General features: G+C 56.3%; 20 protein-coding genes. 6 read left to right on the top strand and 14 right to left on the bottom strand.

All coding sequences use genetic code 11. The features are described from left to right. Window positions 1-186 precede the first annotated feature (186 nt). Window positions 187-312 (top strand): hypothetical protein, encoded by a 126-nt coding sequence (locus Q1A48_RS11520; protein WP_299944863.1) that lies wholly within the window; start codon window positions 187-189, stop codon window positions 310-312. A 437-nt stretch (window positions 313-749) separates the two neighbouring features. Here the strand turns inward: Q1A48_RS11520 and Q1A48_RS11515 are convergent, their stop codons facing one another. The 9 genes from Q1A48_RS11515 to Q1A48_RS11475 all read right to left on the bottom strand — a co-directional run bounded on the left by Q1A48_RS11515 (window position 750) and on the right by Q1A48_RS11475 (window position 12,632). Continuing rightward, window positions 750-1,223, bottom strand: coding sequence for a GAF domain-containing protein (locus tag Q1A48_RS11515; RefSeq protein ID WP_299944861.1), 474 nt, complete (start codon window positions 1,221-1,223; stop codon window positions 750-752). A gap of 140 nt (window positions 1,224-1,363) precedes the next feature. Continuing rightward, a complete protein-coding gene (locus Q1A48_RS11510) occupies window positions 1,364-1,816 on the bottom strand; it encodes a hypothetical protein (protein WP_299944859.1) in 453 nt (150 codons plus the stop codon). 183 nt (window positions 1,817-1,999) lie between these two features. Then, window positions 2,000-3,202: a Wadjet anti-phage system protein JetD domain-containing protein gene (locus Q1A48_RS11505; protein ID WP_299944857.1), complete on the bottom strand. Its 1,203-nt coding sequence runs from the start codon at window positions 3,200-3,202 to the stop codon at window positions 2,000-2,002. A gap of 56 nt (window positions 3,203-3,258) precedes the next feature. Continuing rightward, a complete protein-coding gene (locus Q1A48_RS11500; RefSeq protein WP_299944855.1) occupies window positions 3,259-6,903 on the bottom strand; it encodes an SbcC/MukB-like Walker B domain-containing protein in 3,645 nt (1,214 codons plus the stop codon). A gap of 123 nt (window positions 6,904-7,026) precedes the next feature. Beyond that, on the bottom strand, window positions 7,027-7,773 hold the full coding sequence (locus tag Q1A48_RS11495; protein WP_299944854.1) for a DUF4194 domain-containing protein: 747 nt from the start codon (window positions 7,771-7,773) through the stop codon (window positions 7,027-7,029). After that, on the bottom strand, window positions 7,766-9,193 hold the full coding sequence (locus Q1A48_RS11490) for a Wadjet anti-phage system protein JetA family protein (protein ID WP_299944896.1): 1,428 nt from the start codon (window positions 9,191-9,193) through the stop codon (window positions 7,766-7,768). The genes Q1A48_RS11495 and Q1A48_RS11490 overlap by 8 nt, the downstream gene beginning before the upstream one ends. 15 nt (window positions 9,194-9,208) lie before the next feature. Next, window positions 9,209-9,397, bottom strand: a complete 189-nt coding sequence (locus Q1A48_RS11485; RefSeq protein ID WP_299944852.1) for a DUF3012 domain-containing protein — start codon at window positions 9,395-9,397, stop codon at window positions 9,209-9,211. A 107-nt stretch (window positions 9,398-9,504) separates the two neighbouring features. Next, window positions 9,505-10,881 carry a cysteine--tRNA ligase gene (gene cysS, locus Q1A48_RS11480; RefSeq protein WP_299944850.1) on the bottom strand — a complete coding sequence of 459 codons (1,377 nt, stop codon included), beginning with the start codon at window positions 10,879-10,881 and terminating at the stop codon, window positions 9,505-9,507. A 77-nt stretch (window positions 10,882-10,958) separates the two neighbouring features. Further along, entirely contained in the window at window positions 10,959-12,632 is a 1,674-nt protein-coding gene (locus Q1A48_RS11475; protein ID WP_299944848.1) for a glutamine--tRNA ligase/YqeY domain fusion protein, read from the bottom strand. Between the two features lie 209 nt (window positions 12,633-12,841). On the opposite strand from Q1A48_RS11475, the gene Q1A48_RS11470 reads away from it, so the two are divergent. From Q1A48_RS11470 to Q1A48_RS11450, 5 genes are all read left to right on the top strand, one after another. After that, complete coding sequence (locus tag Q1A48_RS11470; RefSeq protein WP_299944845.1) at window positions 12,842-13,351, top strand: peptidylprolyl isomerase; 510 nt, start codon at window positions 12,842-12,844, stop codon at window positions 13,349-13,351. 36 nt (window positions 13,352-13,387) lie between these two features. Beyond that, entirely contained in the window at window positions 13,388-14,113 is a 726-nt protein-coding gene (locus tag Q1A48_RS11465) for a UDP-2,3-diacylglucosamine diphosphatase (protein WP_299944844.1), read from the top strand. 177 nt (window positions 14,114-14,290) lie between these two features. Beyond that, window positions 14,291-15,442 (top strand): saccharopine dehydrogenase NADP-binding domain-containing protein, encoded by a 1,152-nt coding sequence (locus Q1A48_RS11460; RefSeq protein ID WP_299944842.1) that lies wholly within the window; start codon window positions 14,291-14,293, stop codon window positions 15,440-15,442. A gap of 245 nt (window positions 15,443-15,687) precedes the next feature. Next, window positions 15,688-17,367, top strand: coding sequence for an FMN-binding glutamate synthase family protein (locus tag Q1A48_RS11455; protein ID WP_299944840.1), 1,680 nt, complete (start codon window positions 15,688-15,690; stop codon window positions 17,365-17,367). A 40-nt stretch (window positions 17,368-17,407) separates the two neighbouring features. Further along, entirely contained in the window at window positions 17,408-19,120 is a 1,713-nt protein-coding gene (locus tag Q1A48_RS11450; RefSeq protein WP_299944838.1) for a thiamine pyrophosphate-dependent enzyme, read from the top strand. Between the two features lie 103 nt (window positions 19,121-19,223). On the opposite strand, the gene Q1A48_RS11445 is transcribed toward Q1A48_RS11450, so the two are convergent. The 5 genes from Q1A48_RS11445 to Q1A48_RS11425 form a co-directional block, all read right to left on the bottom strand. Then, the gene (locus Q1A48_RS11445; protein ID WP_299944836.1) at window positions 19,224-20,462 is read right to left on the bottom strand and encodes a DUF3524 domain-containing protein; all 1,239 of its coding nucleotides are present in this window, start codon (window positions 20,460-20,462) and stop codon (window positions 19,224-19,226) included. Window positions 20,463-20,547: 85 nt separating this feature from the next. Further along, on the bottom strand, window positions 20,548-21,429 hold the full coding sequence (locus Q1A48_RS11440) for an NAD(P)-dependent oxidoreductase (RefSeq protein WP_299944834.1): 882 nt from the start codon (window positions 21,427-21,429) through the stop codon (window positions 20,548-20,550). Window positions 21,430-21,433: 4 nt separating this feature from the next. Further along, window positions 21,434-22,231 (bottom strand): undecaprenyl-diphosphate phosphatase, encoded by a 798-nt coding sequence (locus Q1A48_RS11435; RefSeq protein ID WP_299944833.1) that lies wholly within the window; start codon window positions 22,229-22,231, stop codon window positions 21,434-21,436. Window positions 22,232-22,234: 3 nt separating this feature from the next. Beyond that, window positions 22,235-22,936: a tRNA (adenosine(37)-N6)-threonylcarbamoyltransferase complex dimerization subunit type 1 TsaB gene (gene tsaB / locus Q1A48_RS11430; RefSeq protein WP_299944831.1), complete on the bottom strand. Its 702-nt coding sequence runs from the start codon at window positions 22,934-22,936 to the stop codon at window positions 22,235-22,237. A 323-nt stretch (window positions 22,937-23,259) separates the two neighbouring features. Next, on the bottom strand, window positions 23,260-24,033 hold the full coding sequence (locus tag Q1A48_RS11425; protein ID WP_299944829.1) for a hypothetical protein: 774 nt from the start codon (window positions 24,031-24,033) through the stop codon (window positions 23,260-23,262). Window positions 24,034-24,071 lie beyond the last annotated feature (38 nt).

The following is a 24,071-nucleotide window of genomic DNA, read 5'->3' as shown; positions in this document are numbered from 1 at the left end:
AAGCTGGCCGCTGCCTGTCGATGTAGATGAGCACATCCGAGGCACCTGCAATTTCCCACTCACCCCCTCACAAAACACAGCAATGCTTTGCCAAGGCGAATTACCCCAGCGTTCACTAGGCACGCAAACACATGGCCTCGACGGCCATGGCCGTTTTAATCGGCACAGGCACGGATTCCGGATAGTTTGAAGCAGGTGGACAAGGTGGGCCACGGTTCGGCAGGACTGGGGCGCCAGTGGATATTTACGCCCTATGGGGCCACCAACTGGTCCAGAGCACTTGAGGCACTATTCAGCGTTGCCGCCTGGTAGTCGCATTTGAGATCGGTCAAAATGGCTTTCTGATTTTTTGAGGTCGCGGACTGAAGCGAATTGGTTATAACGCACAGCCGGTGATACGCGCCCCCCTGATCAGACAACTAAAACCCCAACAACGTGTTCTTACCCTCGATTTTCAAACCAAAATAGTGTAAACGGCCTTGCTGGAACAACTGTCATTCCCTTGATCTGGTAGTGGATAGTACCAAGCCAAAAGTCAGGGTAAACCGCCTCCAGATGCAGTAGGGATCAAAAACCCTCCATTAAGTGCCTTATGAACTTAAGGAGTCGACTCCTCTTTGCAATTGGCCTACCTCTCCAACACAGGTTTTTATAAACCTCTTCCCCGCAGGCATATTCACAAAATCAAGCTATTTTGCCCTTTTTCAACGCTTGGGGCCCGACCATCAGAGCATCCATGCCACAGAGGATCAGTTCACAGGGATATCGGAGGCACTCAATAGCACTTGTGTGAAAGCCTGCAGTCCCATCAAGTCCGCTTCAGTAAAGCGGGCAACCCTGGGACTGTCGATATCCAGCACACCCAGACAGCGTCCACTGACAGTGTAAAGCGGGATAACCACCTCGGAAGCGGAAACCGCATCGCAGGCGATATGGCCGGGAAACTGGTGTACATCATCAACCAGCTGGGGTTCTCCGCTAGAAACCGCTGTGCCGCAGACACCGGCGCCAACAGGAATACGAGTGCAGGCTGGCCTGCCCTGGAAGGGCCCCAGGCGCAACTCATCGCCGTGGAGGATGTAAAAGCCGGCCCAATTGATATTTTCCAGCGCCATAAACAGCAGCGCGCTGGCATTGGCGGTATTGGCCAGCCAGTCCCGCTCTGCCGAGAGCAGGCCTTCCAGTTGACTATTCAATGATGCGTAGAATTTGTTTAACGGCATTGCCGGGTCGCCCCCTCACAATCAGTGGCTACAAACAGTGTCCGCTACAAGCAACAGACCCACGAGATACCTGGCGCGGAGCGCACCAGAAGACAGGTATTTTGCGGCCTTTCAAGCTGAAATCAATAGATGGCGGACAATTACTGGTAGGGGTCCAGTACTTCCTGCTCCTCAGATTCTCCCTGGTATTGGTCTGCATCTACAGTGGGGTGTGACCAGTCACGGCCATCCTCCCTGCTGCCATCATTGGACCGGATCGCCGGCGGCGCCGTGGTAACATCAGAGGTAATCAAACCACTGGATGTACCTTCAAGCCCTGTTCCAACGACCGGTTGGGGTGCCCCAGAGCCGGGTACCTCCCGGCGGATCCGGCTGGCCATGGTGCTCAGGTTGGGCCGGCGACGCTCGGCAAGCTTCACAGCCTTCAGCTCGCTGTTAAGCCGATTGACCTCTGCCTGCAGATCGCCCATCTGTGCCTGCAATTGGGTAATCTGGGTCAGCACACCTTTCACCTTGCGACTTTCCTGCTCGTACAGAACAGCGGCGCCGCCAAAGGCCAAAACAAAAATAACCAAAATGGAAAATTGACGCATAAAATGTCCAGAAACGTTCCTTCTTATTTTTAAGAGGCATTTTTACCGTAAATTTACTGCATCTTCCGAGATATTGCGCATAAAAACAGATTGGAAAACTGACCAAAGGCTTTGATATAGCCATTTTTTAAGGGCTGGAATAATTTTATCGGATAGCGGCCCAGGCTATTTCCAAAAGATAAATCACAACAATCCAGCCGGCAACTCGCCAAATTCTGCAGTCTCTTGATCCACATGGCACTGGTATGTTGTCATAGCCGGTATCAGGGTACCATCTGCATATTCACAGCCGATTTTTTGGATCGGTTTTTGTCGCTCCTTATCCGCCTGTAGAGGGGCATGTCCTCTCCCCGCGCAGAGGGTATCCAGTAACAAGTCATAACCCGGACGCCAGCACCGCAATTCAGGAAAGCTCTTTTTCAATGCGGCGCCAATACGCATCCCTTCATAATCCAGGTCTCCCCAGAAGAAAACGGGTAGCGAAAGCGAGCTATTCCTATACCACCAATGGAGAAATTGTTGCCGAACATCTTCACTGGCTGTATTAAACGTACTAAATCGAGCGATCTCATGATTGCGAATACGCTCGGCCCCACCCCGATAACCCTCGCTATAAACCAGTGCGGTATGCATGGGCTGCTGTTCCGCCAGGCTAATAAAAGTATCCTGGTTTTCGATAAAAATGACCTGCTCATTTTGCGCGGGCAGGTAAATGTGGAGCAACAACTGTCGCTCCTGGATTTTCCGGCTCAGTCCTGGATACAAGTTGCGCACTAGGGACTGGCGGCTGTGCAATTCAAGGTGTTTGGAGTCCCCCTTAAAACAGCGCGCGGCCAATTGTCGCCAAGAAATTTTCTCGGCAAATACCAGCTCTTTTCTTACGGAGGCCCAGCAAGAAACCATCTCTTCAACAGATTCAAACCCCGACTGCAGCTCCAATCCATCCAAGGGGAAAGCGGCGGGATTTTCAAAGCAGTCAGCGTAAGGTTCAAGCAGCGTAGTCCAGACAGCTTTACGCAAATTGGGGGGTGGGCGATTGAGCCACAGGCGCAACTGTTCCTCACAGGCATCCCGAAAGATCAGCTGGGCACCCTGCCACTCCGCAACACCCGGGCGCCGTTTGGGGTTCGGCTTTACTGCAAAGCACTGATATTTACTGGCGAAGTGTTGGAGCTCATCCCACAACGCCTGTTCATCTTGGTTCGGGTCCCTGAGTGGCTCCAACACCGCTTGCCAGCGCTTACTGCCGGCGCGCAGATCCAGCCTGAAACTGATGCGCGCTTCCGTACCCCGTTCCAGCTGGCTATCCCGCCGATCCAAAATAAAATGCAGGATTCCGATCAACAGTGGGTTCTCTTCCACCCAATAGGGCAATGCCTTTTCCATCAGTTGCCTCCCTGCCAGTGGTGGGGTTCCCCCCAAGCTAAACACTCCCTGTCATGTCACTCTACTTCCACCAAGCCCATAAAATCCAGCGATGCCTGTTGGCGAATAGTGCGGCGGTGATTGGCCCAGAGCTCGGCGATACGCTCCTGGTTACACACCTTGCGATCCACATATACCCGGGTATTCAGTTGGCCGATAGGTTTGGCGCTGGGGCACTTACTGAATACAAACTGGTTCGAAATCAGGTCCATAAATGGCCCGGATTTGCTGCTGGGCATAATAAACAGCAGCTGCAATCCCAGTGTTTCGGTGAGGTAACGGATCACTTCCTTGGAGCGGGATTCATCCATCTTGGAGAAAGCCTCGTCCACCAGCACCATCTGCAAATGGCTGCCGCTTTCACCAAAGCGGAAGGCGGAAGTGACCGCAGCGGAACGGATAATATAAGCCGGGGTTTCCAACTGGCCGCCGGAGCCGGTACCGTACTGGCTGAGAGCGATAGGCAATTTGTCTTCCAGTTCCTTGTAAATCTCGTAGCTGCGGTAATTGCGGTAGTCGCTGATGCGGTCCAGCTCGCGCCGTGCCACCTGCTCATCCTCACTCAATAACATATCTAGCAGGCGATCGCGCACTTTGCGGTGCTTGGGCGCCAGATCCGTATCGAACAGGCTCTGCTCTTCGCCCAGATTCGGCAGTTCGATCACCGCTTTAAAGAAGTTCCAGTATTCCTTGAATTCCGCCACCCACTGGTAATCGAAACGAAAGCGCTCGCGGTCGGCGCCGAAGCGGTGATGCTCCAGCTCTTTGTTGAGGTCATCCAGCACACGCTTGCCGTCATTGATGGACTGGTAAATAGCGTGGCACAAGTGAGTTACAAACGTGGTATTGAAGGATTTTTTTAATCCCAATAATTGATCGTGACGCTCCACCAACAGGTTGTTTTTGAGACGGTTGCGCAGTGTCTCTACCTGATCACCAAGCCCGCTGATCAACTTGAACAACCCGTCTCTGTGGCCGCCAGTGAGGTCCGGTTCAAACATCAGGGTATCCACACTGGCACAAGTGGCATTGTACTCCATCACCGCGCGATCCAGCTGGCGGCGGTATTTTTCCAGTATTCCCTGCCAATTTTCGATATCCACAGAGAAATCAAAATTGTCCGCGGCGTGTTGCACCTGCTTGTCTGCAGTGATCAAGACCTGCTCGGCATCGAAGGTGGGATCAATAGCAGTAATACGCCTTACCATCCCCTCGCTTTCACTGGCGGCATCGTCCAGGGATTCCAGCTCGCCGGAGAGTGCGTATAACAGCTTTTCATTGCCCTTTAATTTGGTCTCCAGCGAGCCGGTGTTCCGCTGCAGATCAGACAACAGCTTCTGTTGGGCTTTCAGCTGGGTCTTGAGTTCATCCACCTGCTGTTCAAACTGCTCAAAGTCCTTCAAGTCCAGGTTTTCCAGGGCACGCTCAGCGTTGCGCCACTCCCGCTGGGCGGACAGCGCGGAATCCACAATCGAGAGTAACTGGATATTCGCCAGCCCGCGCACTGCAGTGATAACCCGGCAGTAGAGCTGGTGGCGCTCATTAACCTGTGCAGCTTCCTCAAGCAGCTGCTCCATAGTGCGCTGCTGGGCTGCCAATGCGCGGGCACGGGCGCCCTGGCCGAATACCAGTTCGGCATCGTCCATATCACAGCGCCACATGCTGTAGTTGCCACTCGCCATACCATCGACGGTCAGGCCCCGGCGAGTGCCGCGCAATTCGTGCTCATCCTCCACCTGGACCACGGCGCCGTAGGACGCGCGCAAATAGTGTTCGGCGGTTTTATGGGTAAATTCCATCAGCTCGATAACGGAATTGGCCGGGCTATCCAGGCGTTCGGCATCCCGGCGGGCTTTATCCCCCTGGATAACGCGGGCGCGGTTATTGCGCCCCGGCAGGCTGCGTACGATACGCATCGCTCGTGCTTCATGTTCCGGCTCAACAATAATCGAGAAGCGCGCGCCACCCAGGTAGCCCTCAATCGCCATCTGCCAGCGCTCATCCAGCACCTCCACATAGTCACAAAGGACGCGGGGCTCCGCTTCAGGGCACTGTTCGCGAATGGCAGCCAGAGCCCCTTCCACTGCCTGGGGGTAACGGACGCGGTTGGCCAGCAAGTGTTGAATGCGGCTTTCCTGGGTGCGCAACTGCTTTTGCAGTTGCTGTACTTTTTGCTCCCAGCGGGCGGCCTGCTGGGCAATCTGTTCTTTGGGGGAGGGCTCATCCCCGGTTGCACTTTTGTTACTGCTTTCCAGCAGTTCACAGAGACGATTCTGTAAAGCTTCACTGCTGGAAGCGCGTTCGCGCAAGGGTTCCAGTGCGGCCAGATTGATCCAGTCTTTGCCCAATAGCTTGTGCAGATCCGGCAGGTCTTCTTCGCAGGTCACCCGCTTGATCGCCCGCACCAGCGCCTTGTCGGAGAAGGCGTTGATTTCCAACTCGGCGGAAGTGCTGTTCAGCAGATTTAACAACTCTTCTGCAGCTTCTCGGTTCTCACGCCAGCGGACCTCTTCGGCGGACAGCGGTGTGTGCTGCTGGGACAGGAGGGTCAGAGCATTGTTAATGCGCTGCTCCAATTCGTCCTTGTTGCGCAGCGCATCGATTCCCAAGCGCTGGGCCTGCAGCTCTACCAGTTGGCCATTGAGCTGTTCGACACGCTCGGAAACGATACGCACTTCGCGCTCATTGTTTTCCAGGTCACCGCGTAATTTCTGCTGATCATTCTTACCGCTCAGGTAACTCTTCTGTACCCGTTGCTGGCGGTGGCGGGCACATAAATATTCCTGCACGCGCAATTGCAGCCACTGCTCCCGATAGAGTTCCACCGACTGGGCAATGGCCTCTAGGGAACTGACCCGCCCCACAATCTGGCGAGCTTCCTGCTCCATGCTGTGAATAGTTTTCATCAGCTCGGAAACCGAGCGGATGGCATCGCCCAAATCGCGTTTTTCCAGTACTTCCTGGGCGACAAAGTCGTTGATGCTTTTGACCGGCTTGTACGCCATAAAGTTGGCAAAGGTACGCGCGGCGTGCATGGCCTCGCGATCGGGTACCGCATCGCGGCGGCCACGCAAGGCGCCGTATAGACGGCGCAGGTAGACCTTTTTCTTGTCGTACTGCTCAACTTTTTCGAACTGCTTGCCCAGTACCTGATTGAATTTATCCAAAGGCAGCAGGTGCTTGCCGTCGGTGTAATCCCGGACAAAGTCCCCCATGACCAATTGCCCGTCGGGGAATACAAAAAAGCGTAAATCACTCTGGCGTGCCTGGGCGGGCTGGCTGCTGTTATCCAGGTGCGCGCGAATACCCATCACCGCAGTAAATGGCTCTGCATCTTCTTCACCATTGGTGGGATGGAAAACACCGGCGATATAACCATCGGTAGGCTCGAGGCGGGCGTAACTGCCGTCATCACAGCCAAGCACATAGGACGCCAGGGTGCGCACCTGCTTGCCGCCGCGTCCGCGCTGGGTCGTTTCGTCTTGCCCGGGGTTAAAAGTAAACAGGGTGTCGTGGGCAGCGGTCATCAGGGTCTGGATCGCGTCTGCCACGGTGGTTTTACCGGAACCGTTGCCGCCGGAAAACAGGTTGATTGGGCCGAATTCATATTCCAATTGCGGAATATTGCCCCAGTTGATCAGGATCAGTTTTTTCAGAAACATAGTCTTATCGCAGGCGGGAACCCGACTTTCCTCTCCAAGGCCCCTCGGTGCGACTAGCGCAGCCCCAGGCGGTCGAATATTATCGATGATTGATAGCCGGTACTTCCGGCCATTTTTTTCTCTCTAAGACGAAGCTTCTGTCTCAAACAGGCTGTGATCCTCGTTGTCTGGAGTGATACGCGCAGAGGATTTCTCTTGCTCAGATTCGCCTCCTTCACGGCCATCGGGGCAAGCAACCTCTGGAGCCTCACTCTCCACCAGCTGACGCAATACCGATTCACTAACAAAGTGGGCGATCGTCGGGCGCACCCGCAACCAGACTTCCGCGCTGGTCTCCGCCTCTTCACTGCTGAACTGCACCAGGCGCAGCTGACGCAATTTCTTCAAAAGATTTTTGCGTTCGGCGTGTTTATCCGGCAGGGACATTTTCAGCAGGTTGCGCATCCCCAGTTCCAGGGCCTCCAATGAGAGCGCGGCGCAGCCGTTCTCATCCACCTGCCCTTCCCGCAGTGCCTTGTCATACTCCACCCGCAGGGCGAGAATCGAGGCCACTTCCTGCTGGCTGAGGCGTGCGCGGAAGCCGCCGTGGTGAGGCTCTTCCTGATCCGGCAGGCCGGGCACTTCGGCACCGGGCGGATAGACACGGATATACTGGAAACGGCTGTCGTGTTGCAAACGCAGTCCCAGCGGCGCCAACCACTCGCGCACCAGCTGCTCGCAGCGCTGGAAACGATCGTAAAGCGTGGTCTCAATCACGCTTTCATCCCGACAAATCACGCCGTAATCCAACAGGCGCACCAACAGTTCGGAAAACTCACTGCGGTTCAGATGACACTGTGCCAGAGCCTCTTCCAAAGCCTGTTCAATCACAATTTTTTAGCTCCAGGATATATTCGTCAAATTCGGTGAAATAATCATTGCTGGCAATTTCGCCGGTAAATTTCACCTGCAAGTCGGCGGCACCACTCTGGCTCACCGCTGCCGCTTCGATCACATGGCTCATGGCGAGTAAATCCCGCGCATCCCGGAGTGGCAGGTTGCGGCTGTTGATCTGGCGGCCTTTGCCCAGGGCATTGTGTAAATATTCCCGCAGGTGGCTGTTGTTGAAGTTAAACGCCTGGTCGAGGAGCTGTTGCAGCTTGATCTCGCGGCGGTCCTCCTCACCGATTGGGGATTCTTCTTCGACCCGGGTATTCACTGGGTGGCGGCGGCTGCGCTGCCATAATTGGGTTTGCCTAGGGTCGAACAGGCGCAGCTGGAAGCCGCCCAACGCTTCACCCAGCTGTTCGAGGATTTGGGTTTTCTGCTGGCTGTCGCCGATGCGCTGGCACAGATCGGCAAACTCGCCCTCGGTCTGGCTGTGCAGGTAACTGAGCTGGCGAATAATAATATCCGCACGCTTGGTAAAGCCCTGCAGGGCGCGGCGCAATGCGGGCAACTTCACCTCACAGGCGCGGCGCATACGGTCCTCAATGGTATCGAGCATCAGCCACAGCAGGGACTGTCCCTGTTGTACCAGTTCCGGCAGCAGTTGACGCAGGCGCTTCTCCCACTCCGCTTTCTGCACCTCCTCTTTGCGGCGGATACGCTCAATTACCCGGTTGATGGCGTCGCGGTGCTTTTCCACGCTGTCCGCAGACAGGCGAATGGCCAGGTCGGGCTGAAAGCGACTCTCCATAAAGGAGAAAAACTGGTCGGTAGCCTGTTGTACCAGCAGCTGGGCCTCCACCTCGCGCACCATTTCCCGCTTGCGCTCTTCCAGCTCCGCAATCATATCGGTGAAATCCGCCACGATACGCTCGGAATACTCCCAGGCATCGATCAGGTCGTGGATTTCACCCCGGCTGGCAAAGGCCTCCAGGGCATTTAAAGTATTGCGGGTGTTGCGGTGGCGGGTGCGCACGCGAGTGCCGTTCACTTCCACCAATGGCTGAGTAAACAGGCGGCCCCGACGACTAAAAGGATAAGTGGCGGTGAGCGTAGCGCTGTCCACTTGCTTTTCCAGCCAACCGAACTCCACCAGGCTATTCAGTACCCAGACGGCCTGATCGCGCAGGTTGCGGAAACGGCCTTCCGGGTCCTGTACACCCTCTTCGCTGTCGAGTTGCGGCGCGCGGGTCAGGGCTTCGGCAAAAATTTCAAGAATTTGCTCGCGCAGCAAGGACTCACCGTAGTCAGCCTTGGCGGTGTACAAACGCTCATACAAAAGACGCAGGCACTCCACCACCTGCTCGCGGTATTTACCGGTCAGCGGGCGAAAGAAGTGCTGGTGGGAATCGGTGAAGAACAACGACACACTGCCTGCTTATTCTTCTTCCGGCTTTTGGTTCAAGACGCAGTACTTGGTGTAGTCACCCGCATCATTCATGCTCCATTGACCCTTGGGTACACTGTCCATTTTTTTACACCAGGCATCGGAGCCACGCTTTGGCGCACAGGCGCTGAGAGTTACCACGGCAACAAGAGAAGTGATCAGGACAAATACGTTTTTCATAGCTTGTTTCTACAAATGAAATTCGGGTTCTGCACCCCACCTCCAACCAATTTTTTACAACAAGGTTAGAGTGGGGCTTTAATTGTTCCTATTGAGTATGGGGCGCCCTACTCACGGCGCCACTTGGTACCTTCACGGCTATCCTCGAGTACCACCCCCCTGGATTTTAACGCCTCTCGAATCTCATCAGCGCGGGCAAAGTCACGGTTTTTCTTGCTCTGTACGCGCTCGTCAATCAGGGCTTCAATTTCCTCAGCGGAAATGGATTCCTCGCCTCCGCGTGCCTGTTGAAACCAGGCTTCCGGGTCCTGCTGCAGAATACCCAGCATATCGCCGGCAGCCAGTAATAAACCTTTCAGGTGCGCTTTATCGGCAACTTCGGCCTTGTTCAGATCCCGGGCAATCTGGTGCAATTCGCTGATGGCGATAGGCGTATTCAGGTCGTCTTCCAACGCCTTGAGGAAGGCGCTGTCGCTCAGGTCGGCTGTTTCCGTCACCACTGTTTCAATCTCACGCAAGGCACCGTAAAGCGTATCGAGGGTGCGCCAAGCCTGGTCGAGCAGGTCCGCACTGAAGTTCAGTTCGGAGCGATAGTGAGCGGACAGCAGCGCGAAACGCAGCACTTCACCGGGGTACAGCGCCAGCAGATCCTTGACCATACGGAAGTTGCCCAGGGATTTGGACATCTTCTCGCCGTCGATATTGACGTAGCCGTTGTGCATCCAGTAGCGCACAAAATCCACACCATTGGCGCAGCAGCTCTGGGCGCGTTCGTTTTCATGGTGCGGGAAGGTCAAGTCGCGACCGCCGCCATGAATATCGATGGTATCCCCCAGGTGCTTCTTGATCATTGCCGAGCACTCCAGGTGCCAACCGGGGCGGCCGCGGCCCCAGGGGCTGTCCCAGCCGGGCTCTTCTTCTGTGGAAGGTTTCCACAACACGAAGTCACCCGCGTATTTCTTGTAGGGTGCCACTTCCACCCGCGCACCGGCGAGCAAGTCGTCTAGAGAGCGCTTGGACAGCTGGCCGTAGTCAGGCATGGACTTCACTGCAAACAGTACGTGGCCCTCTGCGGCGTAAGCGTGCCCCTTTTCCAGCAGGCTTTCGATCATGGCGATCATTTCCGGCAGGTGCTGGGTGGCGTAGGGGACAATATCCGGCTCAAGGTTATTGAGCGCAGCCATATCCTCGTAGTAGGCCTGGGCATAGCGCGCCGACAACACACCGATTTCCTCGCCGTTTTCCCGCGCGGCCTTCATGATTTTGTCTTCAATATCGGTGATATTGCGCGCGTAAATCACATCGCTGAAATTTCTTTTCAGCACCCGGTAAAGGGTGTCGAACACCACTACAGGGCGGGCGTTGCCGATATGCACGCGGTTGTACACGGTCGGGCCACACACATACATGCGCACCTGATCTTCCACCTGTGGCACAAAGGGTTCTTTCTTCCCGGAAAAGGTGTTGTAGACCTGTAGAGACATCTCTTCTCTCAAATTCTATTAGCTGCCTGAAGTGGAGCCTGTCTGTAGCTCACTTTCCCAAACCACCCTGTGGGCGGTTACTTATTTTGTTCTTTGGCCCAGCTATCGCGCAGACCGATGGTGCGGTTAAACACCGGGGTTTCCACACTGCCGTATTTACTGTCACGGCAAAAATACCCGTTGCGCTCAAACTGGTAACCCTGCTCCGGCTCCGCATTGGCGAGACCAACTTCCGCCTTACAGCCCTTGAGGATCTGCAGGTTGTCCGGGTTTACACAATCGAGGAAGTTCTTACCACCGGCATCCGGAGCCGGGTCGTTGAACAGGCGGTCGTACAGGCGCACCTCGCAGTCCACATTCTTTTCCGCAGACACCCAATGGATCACGCCTTTCGGCTTAACGCCATCGGCCGGGTCTTTGCCCAGGCTGTCGAGATCTACCGAGCAAATCACCTCGACAATCTCACCGGCATCGTTCTTGACCACTGCTTCCGCAAAAATAACATACGCGTTGCGCAGGCGAACTTTCTTGCCCAGTACCAGACGTTTGTATTTCTTATTGGCCTCTTCGCGGAAATCCTCTTTCTCGATATAGAGAGTGCGGGTAAAGGGAAGTTCACGGGCAGGCAAGTCATCGCGTACCGGGTGGCCGGGCGCCGCCAGCATTTCTTGCTGCCTTTCGGGGTAATTCTTCAGAGTGACCTTCAAGGGCGCCAACACACACATGGCGCGCGGCGCATTTTTATCCAGGTCATCCCGGATGCTGTATTCCAGCATACCCACATCCACCACGGAGTCGGAGCGGGTTACACCGATCATCTCGCAGAAATTGCGGATCGCAGTGGGCGTAAATCCACGGCGGCGCAGTCCGGACAGGGTCGGCATACGGGGGTCATCCCAGCCATCCACATGCCCTTCGTCCACCAGTTGCTTCAGCTTGCGTTTGGACACCACGGTGTAGTTGAGGTGCAAGCGCGCAAACTCGTACTGGCGCGGGCGCGAAGGCACCGGCAGGTTCTCAATCAGCCAGTCATACAAGGGCCTGTGATCTTCAAACTCCAAAGTACAAATGGAGTGGCTGATCCCTTCGATGGCATCGCACTGGCCATGAGCAAAATCGTAGCTCGGATAAATGCACCACTTATCACCGGTCTGGTGATGAGCCATTTTCTTGATACGGTAAATAATCGGGTCGCGCAGATTGATATTGGGCGCAGCCATATCGATTTTGGCGCGCAGACTACACTGGCCCTCTGCCATTTCGCCATTGCGCATCCTTTCAAACAGCACGAGATTTTCCTCCACGGAGCGGTCGTGGTAGGGGCTGTTCTTACCCGGCTCTTTTAGCGTGCCGCGATATTGGCGGGCCTCCTCGGCAGACAGGTCGCAGACGTAAGCCTTACCCTCTTTAATCAGGTACAGGGCCCATTCATACAGTTGATCAAAATTATCCGAGGAGTATCTGGCCTCGCCGTTCCACTCAAAACCCAGCCAGGAGAGATCGCGCTTGATGGCGTCGACAAACTCTTCCTCTTCCCTGGCCGGGTTGGTGTCGTCAAAGCGTAAATTACAGGTGCCGCCAAATTCCCTCGCGAGACCAAAGTTCAGGCAGACGGATTTGGCATGGCCAATGTGCAGGTAGCCGTTCGGTTCTGGCGGAAAGCGGGTTGCCACCTGGGTTACTCTGCCCTCTGCCAGGTCTTCGCGGATAAGGATCTGTAAAAAGTGAGCAGGCTTGCGCTCGGATATCATAGGTTTCCCGTTACAGCTGTGCGAATGTCAGCGGCGGATTATAGCCTAGTTGTGGCACAGAATATCGGATTTGAAAGGGCGAGTACCGATGAACCGCACCGATAGCGCACACTTTTTAAGCAACTAATACAGATATCCCGGCTCGACGTTTTACAGCCCCAGACTACAGGGTATCATGCCGCCCCAAACCAACCGTTATAGGACATTTTATGATCACCCTGCACACCACTCATGGGGACATCACCATCGAACTGGATTTTGACAAAGCCCCAAAGACGGCGGCCAATTTCCTGCAGTACTGCCGTGACGATTTTTATACGGGAACCATTTTCCACCGGGTGATCGACAACTTTATGATCCAGGGCGGCGGCATGACCCCCGATATGGAGCAGAAGAAAACCCGCGAAACCATCGAAAACGAAGCCCACAACGGCCTGAAGAACGACGCGGGTACCCTGGCCATGGCGCGCACCATGGACCCCCATTCCGCCAGCTCCCAGTTTTTTATCAACGTCAAGGACAACGACTTCCTGAACTTCCGCAGCAAAGACGCCCAGGGCTGGGGCTATTGTGTTTTCGGTAAAGTTGCCGATGGCATGGACGTGGTCAACAAAATCAAGAGTGTGAAAACCGGCAGCAAGGACTTCCATCAGGATGTACCTCTGGAAACCATCGAAATCACCGGTGTCAGCCTCTCCGATGACTATACCGACAAGTAATTCTACGGGTTGCCAGGGACTCTAAGGCGGAAAACATTGTCCACTTATTTGATTTCTGATCTGCATCTTGATGAGGGCCGGCCCAAGATCACTAGGGCCTTCTTTGATTTTCTGCGCGGTCCAGCCGCCGGCGCCGAGGCCCTGTATATCCTCGGCGACTTCTTCGAGGCCTGGATCGGCGATGACGACGATGCCCCCTTGGTCGATGAGGTTGTGCGGGAACTCAGCCGCTACAGTAGCAACGGTGTTGAAGTGTATCTGATGCACGGCAACCGCGACTTCCTCCTCGGCGTCGATTTCGCCCAGCGCGCCGGTGCAATACTACTGCAAGATCCCACGACCCTCTCCCTCGCCGGTCACCGGGCCCTATTGATGCACGGCGACAGCCTGTGCACCCGTGACGAGGAATATATGACGTTTCGCCGCCAGGCTCGCGACCCCAACTGGCAACAGGCGCTGCTGGCCAGGTCGCTGGAAGAGCGCCGCACCATCGCGGCACAAATCCGCGCGGTTTCGAAGACCATGAACAGCCGCAAGGCGGTGGACATCATGGACGTCACCCCTGAAGAAGTGGAAAGAGTGATGCGCAAGTACCGTGTGGACATACTGATCCACGGCCACACTCACAGGCCCGGACGCCATGTCCACATCCTTGGCAGCAAAGCGGTAGAGCGCATTGTGTTGGGGGATTGGGATAAGTCTGGCTGGTGCCTGAAGGCGGGCAAAGATGCCCTTGCGTTAGTGCACTGGCCTATCGCCTGAACCAACACCGCAACCCGCGCAAAAAGTACCGGGTCTCATGCACGGATCTCACCTGCCGAAGGGAAAGATCGGCTAAAAACGACGGTGATGTTCGAGGCAATAACGGATTTGCTTGATTTTTCCCATTGGACCATTGCATGATCGGCGCATACCTCGGGGGAGAGGAGTGCGACCCAGGTGATCAATAATCTGAACAAGCGTGTATTGATACTCGGCGGCTACGGCAAGTTTGGCGCGCGCATTGCGCAGATGCTGAGCTCGGAGCCAGACTTACAACTGATTATCTCCGGTCGTAACAAAGCGCTTGCCGATCGGTACGCGAAAAAACTGAGGGGCTTCACCGAGGGGCTGCGTCTGGAAAGGGACGCCATCAATCTCGCTGCACAGCTCAAAGCGCTGCATCTGGACCTGCTGATCCACTGCGCCGGCCCCTTTCAAAATGACACCGACAACCGGGTTGCCAAAGCCTGTATCGAATCCCGCACACCTTATATTGATATTTCCAATGCGCGCCGTTCTGTCTGTGATTTTCACCGTCTATCTCCTGCCGCCAAGACTGCGGGCATTGCCATGGTGTCCGGGGCCAGCACCCTGCCGGCATTGAGTTCCGCAGCTCTTGCCGAGATACAGAGGGAATTGCCGGTTATCCACTCGGTGGAGATTGCCGTCGCACCGGCCCGCCGCACAAACTGCGACCTGGCCGCAGCAGGAACGGGTTTTGAATCCCTGGAACACAGCTTTCCACAGCTGCAAAAAGACCGCTGGCACGAGTCCTTTACCGGCAGGCACCTGCGCCCTGTGACCCTGGCGCACCCTGTGGGCAAACGCTGGCTCAGCGACTTTGATGCGCCTGACCTCGAACTCTGTCCCCGGCACTTCCCGCAACTACACAGTGCGCGTTTCGCTGCCGGCCTGGAACCGCGCACTGTGCAGGTCTGCCTGTCTGCCTGTGCCTACCTGGCCCGCAAGCAGCTGCCGTTACCTACTACTCGATTAGCGACACTCGGGTGCAAACTCGGCGCGCACTGGCCAGGCGGCAGCCCCCACAGCGGTATGATCGTGCGTGCCGAGGGGAAAAACAGGCAGGGCGAAACCGCCACCTGGCAGTGGCAGGTTCTCGGTTTAAACGGTGATGGTGCCTGGATATCCGCGGCACCGGTGGTAGCTCTGGCCCGCAAGTTTTTACACGGAAATGCGCCAGAAGTCGGTGCACGGGCCTGCTGGCAACTCCTGGACCTGGACGACATCCTGATGGAGCTGAACAACCGTTCCGTGGTGACTGCGCTGGAGACCTTGCCCCAGGAACGCATGCCGGGGCTTTCCCGCTAGGGGAAAGTTCAGCCTGCGATCCAATCGGTGTTCTCTGCCCTGTGTCATTCCCAGCCTTGAAATACCGCCACAAGTGCGCGATGCCGCCCGCAAGTGCTTGCCAGTGCCACAATCCCCCGACAACCTATCCGGCTACCAGGTTAACAGCCGCAAATACCCGCGTGATCGCGGCAAAGTCCCGGCGAATGATCTAGGTTCAGTATCAGAACTCCCGGTAACGCCAACAACACGGCACTCAACCTCCTATGATGATATCCAATGTTTGGCAGGCCTTTTCCTGCAGGAACGGACTCAAACGTGCCATTATTCCACTGAGTGCCCTGGTCCTGACACCCATTTTCCTGATACTCACGGTGACAGTAAGCGGTTGGTGGCTGATTGCCCTGGGGGGAAGCCTGACACTGTTGATCCTGGGCATTTACGATGTATTCCAGCGCCAGTGGACACTGACCCGCAATTATCCGGTAGCCGCCCGTATCCGCTGGATGTTCCTGAATCTCCGCCCCTATTTTCGCGCCTATATCGTTGAAGGCGATGAGGAGGGCCTGCCGTTCAGCTACGAGGCCCGTCGCCTGGTCAATGCCCGCGCCGATGGCTTCTCCGATATGCATCCCTTTGGGACTGAACTGGATGTCCAGGCGCCGGAAACCATGTGGTTGACACACTCTATTACCCCGGCTGACACAGTGGACGTGCGGGCGCGTATCAAGGTTGGCACAGAGCAGTGTTCGCAACCCTACAATGTCTCGCTGCTCAATGTCTCGGCGATGAGTTTTGGCGCACTCTCCGCCGCCGCCGTTGAGGCCCTCAACAAAGGGGCCGCGATCGGGGGTTTTTACCAGGATACCGGCGAAGGGGGCATCAGCCCCTACCACCGCAAGCATGGCGGGGATCTGGTATGGGAGCTGGGCTCCGGCTACTTTGGCACCCGCAACCATGACGGTAGCTTTAATCCGGACCTCTTCCGCGACGCCTGTGACGACCAGGTGAAGATGACGGAAATCAAGCTCAGCCAGGGTGCCAAACCCGGGCATGGCGGTGTATTGCCAGGGGCAAAAGTCACACAGGAAATCGCCTCCACGCGAAAAGTAACACCCGGGGAGGATTGCGTGTCCCCGCGTGCACACTCCATGTTTTCCACACCCATAGAACTGCTCCAGTTCGCCGACCAGATGCGTTCACTCTCCGGTGGCAAACCGGTTGGCATTAAATTGTGTGTGGGCCATATCTATGAAGTCATGGCGATTATGAAAGCCATGCGCGAGACGGGAATTTTGCTCGATTTTATTGTGGTCGATGGGTCCGAGGGTGGCACAGGCGCCGCGCCACTGGAACTGTCCAACCATGTGGGCATGCCTCTTCTGGAGGGCCTGGTCGTAGTGCGCAACGCCCTGGTAGGGGCCGGCCTGCGCGATAAGGTCCGCCTCGCTGCCAGCGGTAAACTTTACTCTGCCTCCGGCCTGGCGGCGTGCCTTGCCGTCGGCGCCGACTGGTGCAATGCAGCACGACCATTCATGTTTTCGATTGGCTGTATACAGTCCCAACGCTGCCACACCGACACCTGCCCCACCGGCGTCACCACCCAGGACCCCCGCCGCCAGCGCGGACTGGTGGTGGAAGTCCAGAGTAAGCGCGCGGCGGCATTTCAGGCCAAAACACTGGAGGCCCTCGGCAATATTGTCGCCGCCGCCGGCTTGAGTAATCCGCGCGACCTGAAACCCTACCATCTGTATCACAACCTCAGCAGCGGTGACTCAAAGCCCATTCACCATATCTGGCATTTTATCGATGAGAAATCCCTGATCGAGGCGCCCGAAGAAACGCCCTATGGACACTGGTGGCTGGCCGCACAGGCGGACTCATTCCGCCCCACCGTCAGGCTCGACATGGGATTGAAACAGTCGATCCGGCGCAGTCCGTACTGAGCACAATTTCTCTCCAATCGCCTCTACTGTGGAGAACACTATGTTGACGGTTTCAGAAATTATCGCCGACACCCTGGTAAAAGCCGGCGCGAAGCGCTGCTACGGTATTGTCGGCGATACCATCAACCACTTCACCTCGGCTGTGCGTCACTCCAAACTCGAGTGGATTCATGTCCGTCACGAAGAGGTGGGCGCCTTCGCCGCCGGGGGCGAATCCTACCTGAGCGGCGAATTGAGTGCCTGTGCGGGCACAACCGGCCCCGGCAGCCTGCACTTTATCAACGGCATTTTTGAGAGCCACAGGAACGGTGCGCCGGTGGTATTGATCGCTTCGAACATTGACCGCTCAGAACAGGGACTCGGGTACCCGCAGGAAGTCGATCAGAAAAAACTCTACGAGCAGTGTTCGGTGTTCTGCGAGCCCATCGCCCATCCGGACCAGGCCCGCCGAATCATGAGCCAGGCCGCTCAGGCTGCGCTCAATCATCGCGGTGTGGCGGTCGTGGTGGTCAATGGCGACATGTTTAAAATAAAATCAAAGGACGCGATTCCCTGGTCGGTCCACAGGCCCCAGTGGTTGACTCGTCCGCAGGATACAGCGCTGGAGGCCCTGGCGGACAAACTCAACCAAGCGAAGAATATCACCATTTACGGCGGCATCGGCTGCCGCTTTGCGCACGATGCCGTGGTTGAACTCGGCCAACAATTGGCTGCACCCATAGTTCACACCAGCCGGGCCAAGGAATTCCTGGACTACGACAATCCCTGTAATGTGGGTATGAACGGGCTTATAGGCAACCCGGCCGGATACCGCGCCGTGATGACCTGCGATCTGCTGCTGTGCCTCGGCTCCGACTTCGCCTACACACAGTTTTACCCGGAAAAAGCCACCATTATCCAGGTGGATATCGAGGCCTCCCATCTCGGCCGCCGCACCGCCGTGGACATGGGGCTGGTAGGCGATATCAACACAACCGTAGCAGCCCTGCTACCGCACCTGAAACCCCGCAGCGACAAGAAATTTCTGGACAACCTGCGCGCGCGCTACAGCAGTGACCTCAAACAGCTGGAGAAACGCGGCAACGAGCCGGACCCCAACCTGATCCACCCCCAGTTTGTCGCCCAGACCCTGGACAAACTGGCTGACGAAGATGCGGCCTTCACCGCAGACGGGGGTTCACCGATGGTGTGGATGTTGCGCCACCTGCGCGCCAACGGCAAACGCTCCTTTCTCACCAGCCTGTCTCACGGCACTATGGCCAATGCTTACCCGCAGGCACTGGGTATGGCCAAGGCAAACCCCGGTCGCCAGGTGGTCGCCCTGTGCGGCGACGGCGGCCTGACCATGCTGATGGGGGATCTGCTCACACTGGTGCAGGAAAAAATTCCTGTGAAGCTGCTGGTATTCAACAACCATTCTCTCGGCTTCGTGGAAATGGAACAGCGTATCGAGGGGATGCTGGACAACTACACCGAGTTAAAAAATCCGGACTTTAGCCGCCTGGCGGAAGTCTGTGGTTTTTGGGGGGAGAAGGTTGAAAAAGCCGACGATCTGCTTGAGGCCATGCAGCGTTGGCTGGCGGCAGAAGGCCCCGCCCTGCTGGATGTCACCGTGAACCGGATGGAATTGGTTATGCCCCCATCAATCAAAGCACAGCAGGTATCATCCACGGCACTCTTTGGACTCAAAGCCATACTCAGCGGACGCGCGGACGAGGTGGTCGACTTGCTGAAGGACAACTTCCTGCGCTAACCCCGCTAAAGAACAGGCATCAATTACGTACCTGTGTGCATCGTTTCTCCCCCCTGCCGGTAACGACAGCAGTGAGTGCGCCAGCCCCATGGAAATGCTCGCACTACTGGGTGGGATTGCTTGTTTCCCGACGATCTGTGTCAATCGGCGGCACACTCCCTTCAGCACTTGTACCCAGTACTCCTGTTTTATTCGCTGAGTCCTCTTTTCGAACCAGGTGATTCAAACTGTCTTCGTATGCCCGCCGCTGCTGCTTCCAGGAAAACGTCTCAAATTCCACCCTTGGCAAGGGGCTGTGCTCCCTGACCTGAGCGGCCAGAGATGCCAGCTTGACAACCGCATCGGCAACACCGGTATAGCGCAAGGGTTCGGGGTAGTACTCCGGGTAACACTGTTCATCCGGAACCAATGGCGTGCACCCGGCTATTGCAGCTTCCATCACTGCCAGCCCCTGAAACTCATGGTAAGCAGTGGAGAGAAATACGTGGCTGTTTCTGAGCGTATCGCGGTAGGTCTCCGCGTCCTGTACATAACCCACCGCCAACAGGTGTTGGGCAAAGTCCCGCTGGATGCGCTTAAAGGCCTCGGGGCAGCCGCGGAAGGATTGGCCCATCAGGTTGAGCAGAAAATCCACCCCTTTCGCTTTCAGGCCCTGCAGAATACACAGCAGGCGATCGGGGCCTTTGTCGTATTCCCAGCGTGCGGCCCAACTGATCACCAGGACTCCTGCTGAAACTGCCCCCTGATAACCCTGTGCCCAGCGATGTTTCCAGGCCACACTGGAGTCCCGGGGAGCATCGCGGGTAGCGATAAACAAGGAATCCTCCAGGGGCACCGGCAATACCCGGGATTTGCGTTCCATTTCTTCGCAGACGCCCGCCGGCACACAATCGGGGAAGCGCTTTAACAGCCTGGCGGCACCGTCGATCAGGGTGCGGCGATTAAATTCGGAATTAAAAAGCAACAGGTTGCCAGCCAGCGCCGTATAGATATTCAGCAGTTGCGGCTCAATGGAACGGAAGGTGTCGGCGCTCGCCGGGTAGGCAAACTGGTTCTCATGAAAGTAGACAACAACAGGCACCCCCGCTATTTCCGGTACCAGCCCGCGCAGAGCGCTGAGGTCTATCATTGAGGTAGCAATAATCAAATCCCAGCCCTGTCGCAACGTCCGCGCTGCTTCCCCTCTGGCCCAGGTAAGGCTGTTGCCACGGATGCGCCAGCTGAAGTAACGGGGCGGAAGGGCCAGCACGGCCCATTGCCATTTGGGAAAAGCGTCAATCAGGCCCTTGCGCCAGCGCTTATGACTATGTGCATCGTAGGCAGAGAGCAAGAGCGTTTTCATCGGGAGTCAGAAACAACCGTAGTGTGTATACCCCGGCTCGGTCATACAAACACCCGGCCCGGGAAAGGATTGCAGGACAAAAAGATCATTCGAAGGGGCGTATCTTCATCAGCCGTGCAAAAAGACTGGAAGTATCCCAGCGGGAGCCGCCGATGGCCTGTACCTCACTGTAAAACTGATCCACCAGCGCGGTCAGTGGCAATAGGGCACCGTTGTGCCGGGCCTCATCCAGGACAATTGCCAGATCCTTGCGCATCCAGTCGACGGCAAATCCATGCTGGTATTCTCCCGCCAGCATGGTGTTCGAACGGTTTTCCATCTGCCAGCTCTGCGCCGCTCCCTTTGAAATCACACTGACAACTTCCTCCGCGTCGAGCCCCGCCGCCTTGGCAAAGTGCAGGCCTTCGGCAAGGCCCTGGACGACGCCGGCGATACAAATCTGATTGACCATCTTGCACAGCTGTCCACTGCCTACCGGGCCCATCAACCTGACCGTACCTGCATAGCAATTGATCAAAGGGAATGCGCGCTGATAATCGGCTTCTTGACCGCCCACCATCACCGTCAAAACCCCCTTTTGCGCACCTGCCTGGCCACCGGATACCGGGGCATCGAGATAGCCAATCTCCCGATCGCGCGCGGAAGCGGCGAGTGCCCGGGTGATATCTGCAGATACGGTGGTGTGATCCACCAGCAGTGTCCCCTGTTCCATAGCGCCAAGGGCACCCTGCTCTGCGCACACCACTTCAGACAAATCACGGTCATTTCCCACGCAGGTAAAAACCACCTCTGCACCGCGCGCGGCTTCGGCCGGGGTTGCAAAACCCCGACCGGTGTATTCCCGCAGCCACTGGTCTGCGCGGCTGGTCGAACGATTGTATACCCGCACACAATGACCCGCGTCCGAAAGATAGCCGGCCATGGGATATCCCATTACGCCGAGACCAATAAACGCTACCGTTGCCATAAAACTACCTCCAGATCATCCAAAACAGGAATGCTCCCAGCACCAGGCGATAAATTGCGAAAGGTGCCATTCCTATGCGGCTGATCAACTGTAGGAAGAAATGGATACACACATAAGCACTGATTCCCGAGAGCACCGTACCGAGCAGTATGTCACCCCAGGGCACAGTATCCAATGTGAGCAAATCCATGACCAGCCAGAGACCACTCAGTGTAATGACCGGAATCGACATCAGAAAGGAAAAACGCGCAGCCGCTTCCCGCTTCATGCCCAACATTAACCCGGCGGTCATAGTGATACCGGAGCGGGAGGTGCCGGGAATCAGTGCAACCGCCTGGGCCAAGCCGATCAACAGGGCTTTTTTCCAATTGAGCTGTGCGAGCGAATCCCTTCTGGCTCCGCGCACATCCGCCCACCAGAGCAGTAACCCAAAACCGATCATTGTCGTAGCGATCACCGTTGCCGAACGCAGGTTTGTTGCAATGAAGTCCTCGAATACCAGGGCTGCCAAACCAGCCGGAATGGTCGCGAGTACTAGCAACCAGGCGAGCCGCCCTTCAGCGGTAAAACGCCCATCGGTGAATCCACCCAGCCCATCTTTGATCAGCAGGCGGATGTCTTTGCGAAAATAGAAAACCACCGCAATCAGTGAACCGAAATGCACAGCCACATCAAAAGCCAGCCCCTGATCCCGCCAACCGAGCAGCTCCGCCGGTAGAATCAAATGGGCTGAGCTTGAGATTGGAAGAAATTCAGTCAACCCCTGCATCAGGGCCAACACAACGATCTGAAATATTTCCATGGGCTACCGGGATCGAATTTTTTGTCGCTTTTGCCAAGTGATTTGGTTACGCAGATACCTGGGTTCCAGTGCATCGGCGGTTATTGCCGCGCCCGCCTGCCACAAGGGCATCGCCAACTGTAGGATATCCTCCGCGCGAATCGGGACATTCTGATCAATACTTGCAATGGGAACCGCGCGCAGGCGATCGTAGTGCCAACCTGGGCCGGCCCCATACAGTGGAGCGGAAAGTGTTGCCTCCTGCAGAGACAACACAACCTGCTCAGGGCTCTTTACCGCCTCGGGCAACAGGCTGTCATTGGGCGACTGTGCTGTGAAAACACCCCAGTAAACCTGCCCCATACGGGCATCCAACATCGACACAATTGGGGCATCCCCCCACTCTGGGTGTGTGCGCCTGGCACCAAGTGCGAGGGCGGACAGGCTGGATACAGGCACTACAGGTAAATCGGCGGAAAATGCCAGACCCTGGGCGCAACTGATGGCTATACGCAGCCCGGTGAATGAACCGGGACCGCGGCTGACTGCGACGGCATCAAGATCGGAAAGCGCAATGCCCGCATCGACCAGTACCTCATCCACCATTGGCAACAGTCGTTGGGTGTGGCCGCGTTCCGCTTGCACGAAACGCGCGGCTATCTGGCCATTGCTATAGCAGGCTACAGAACAGGCGCCGGAGGTGGTATCCAAGGCGAGAATCTTCACAGCTGTCTCAAAGCGGGAAATTGCGAGCCGGGCATTGTGGCACGGCCATAACAGGGAGTCATGTAATTTATTATCCCCGCAGCCAGAGAATTTCTCGGCCCCATAACGGCACGGGGTGATGCCAGCATGGGCTCTGAACCACATGAGATACCCACACTTCCACTGGTCTTTCAAAAGAGGCGATCGGTTGGGCTCAGGAGGCCCTTGTTAATTGCCAGGGAATCACTGCCCGCCACCTTAAACAGAAAACCCCGGCCGCAGCCGGGGTTCACGAAAAGCCGATCAAGTCTCACCGCTCAACAGAGCGGTTGAGCGGAACTGAATCAGGCTGCCTTCTTGCGCGGACGGCCACGGCGAGCCGCCGTTTTCTTGGTTGCTCGGGTGGCCTTAGCCGCGGTCTTTTTGGGGCGACCCACTCGTTTCGCCGCAGTGGCCCTGGTGGCTTTCTTGGGCCGACCAGCTCGTTTTGCCGGCTTCGCCGCTGTGGTGGCTTTCTTTGGACGGCCTACTTTCTTTGCCTTGACCGTTTTCTTGGCAGTGGTCTTTTTCTTCGCAGTGGGCTTTTTGGCTTCCGCCTTGAGCTTGGCTGCCGCTCTCTTCTCTAACGCTTTGGTTTTTACTGCCGCTTTCTTCGCGGCTGTTTTCACTTTAGCTTCGGCTTTTTTCTCGGCTGCCTTGATTTTTCTGGCATGTACCTTGGCGCGGGTTTTCATCCAGCGGCTTTCAAACGCCTTCAAGGCCGCCGCCAGATCCTTATTCGCCTTGGCAGAGAGACTATCGGACAAAGCCGCAACCTTCTCTTTAGCAGCCACTTCTGCAGCGCGTACCGCGTCCATGGCATTGGCTTTGGCGAGATCTATCTTGACCACAGCCAGCTTGACGCGCATAGCTTTCGCTTTGCTATTGGCGTTGGCCAGCGAGGCCTTCACTGTTGCCGATTTACTTTTTTTGGCACGGGCTTTGGCCTTTGCCACGCGAGCCAGCTGTGCCTCCAATGACTTGTTCGCTGCGACCAGCGCCTTCTGCGCTTTTGCGACTATTGGCGACGCCGTGGTCGAACTAGTCGCCCGCGTACTCTTTTTCGCTACTCTTGCCATCCCTTGTCTCCTCACTGAAAAAAGAAGTACTTCCGAAA

The sequence above is a fragment of the uncultured Microbulbifer sp. genome (assembly GCF_947489355.1).
Classification (GTDB): domain Bacteria; phylum Pseudomonadota; class Gammaproteobacteria; order Pseudomonadales; family Cellvibrionaceae; genus Microbulbifer.
Note: the sequence above shows the minus strand (reverse complement) of the source record. Positions and strands in the feature narration are given on the sequence as shown.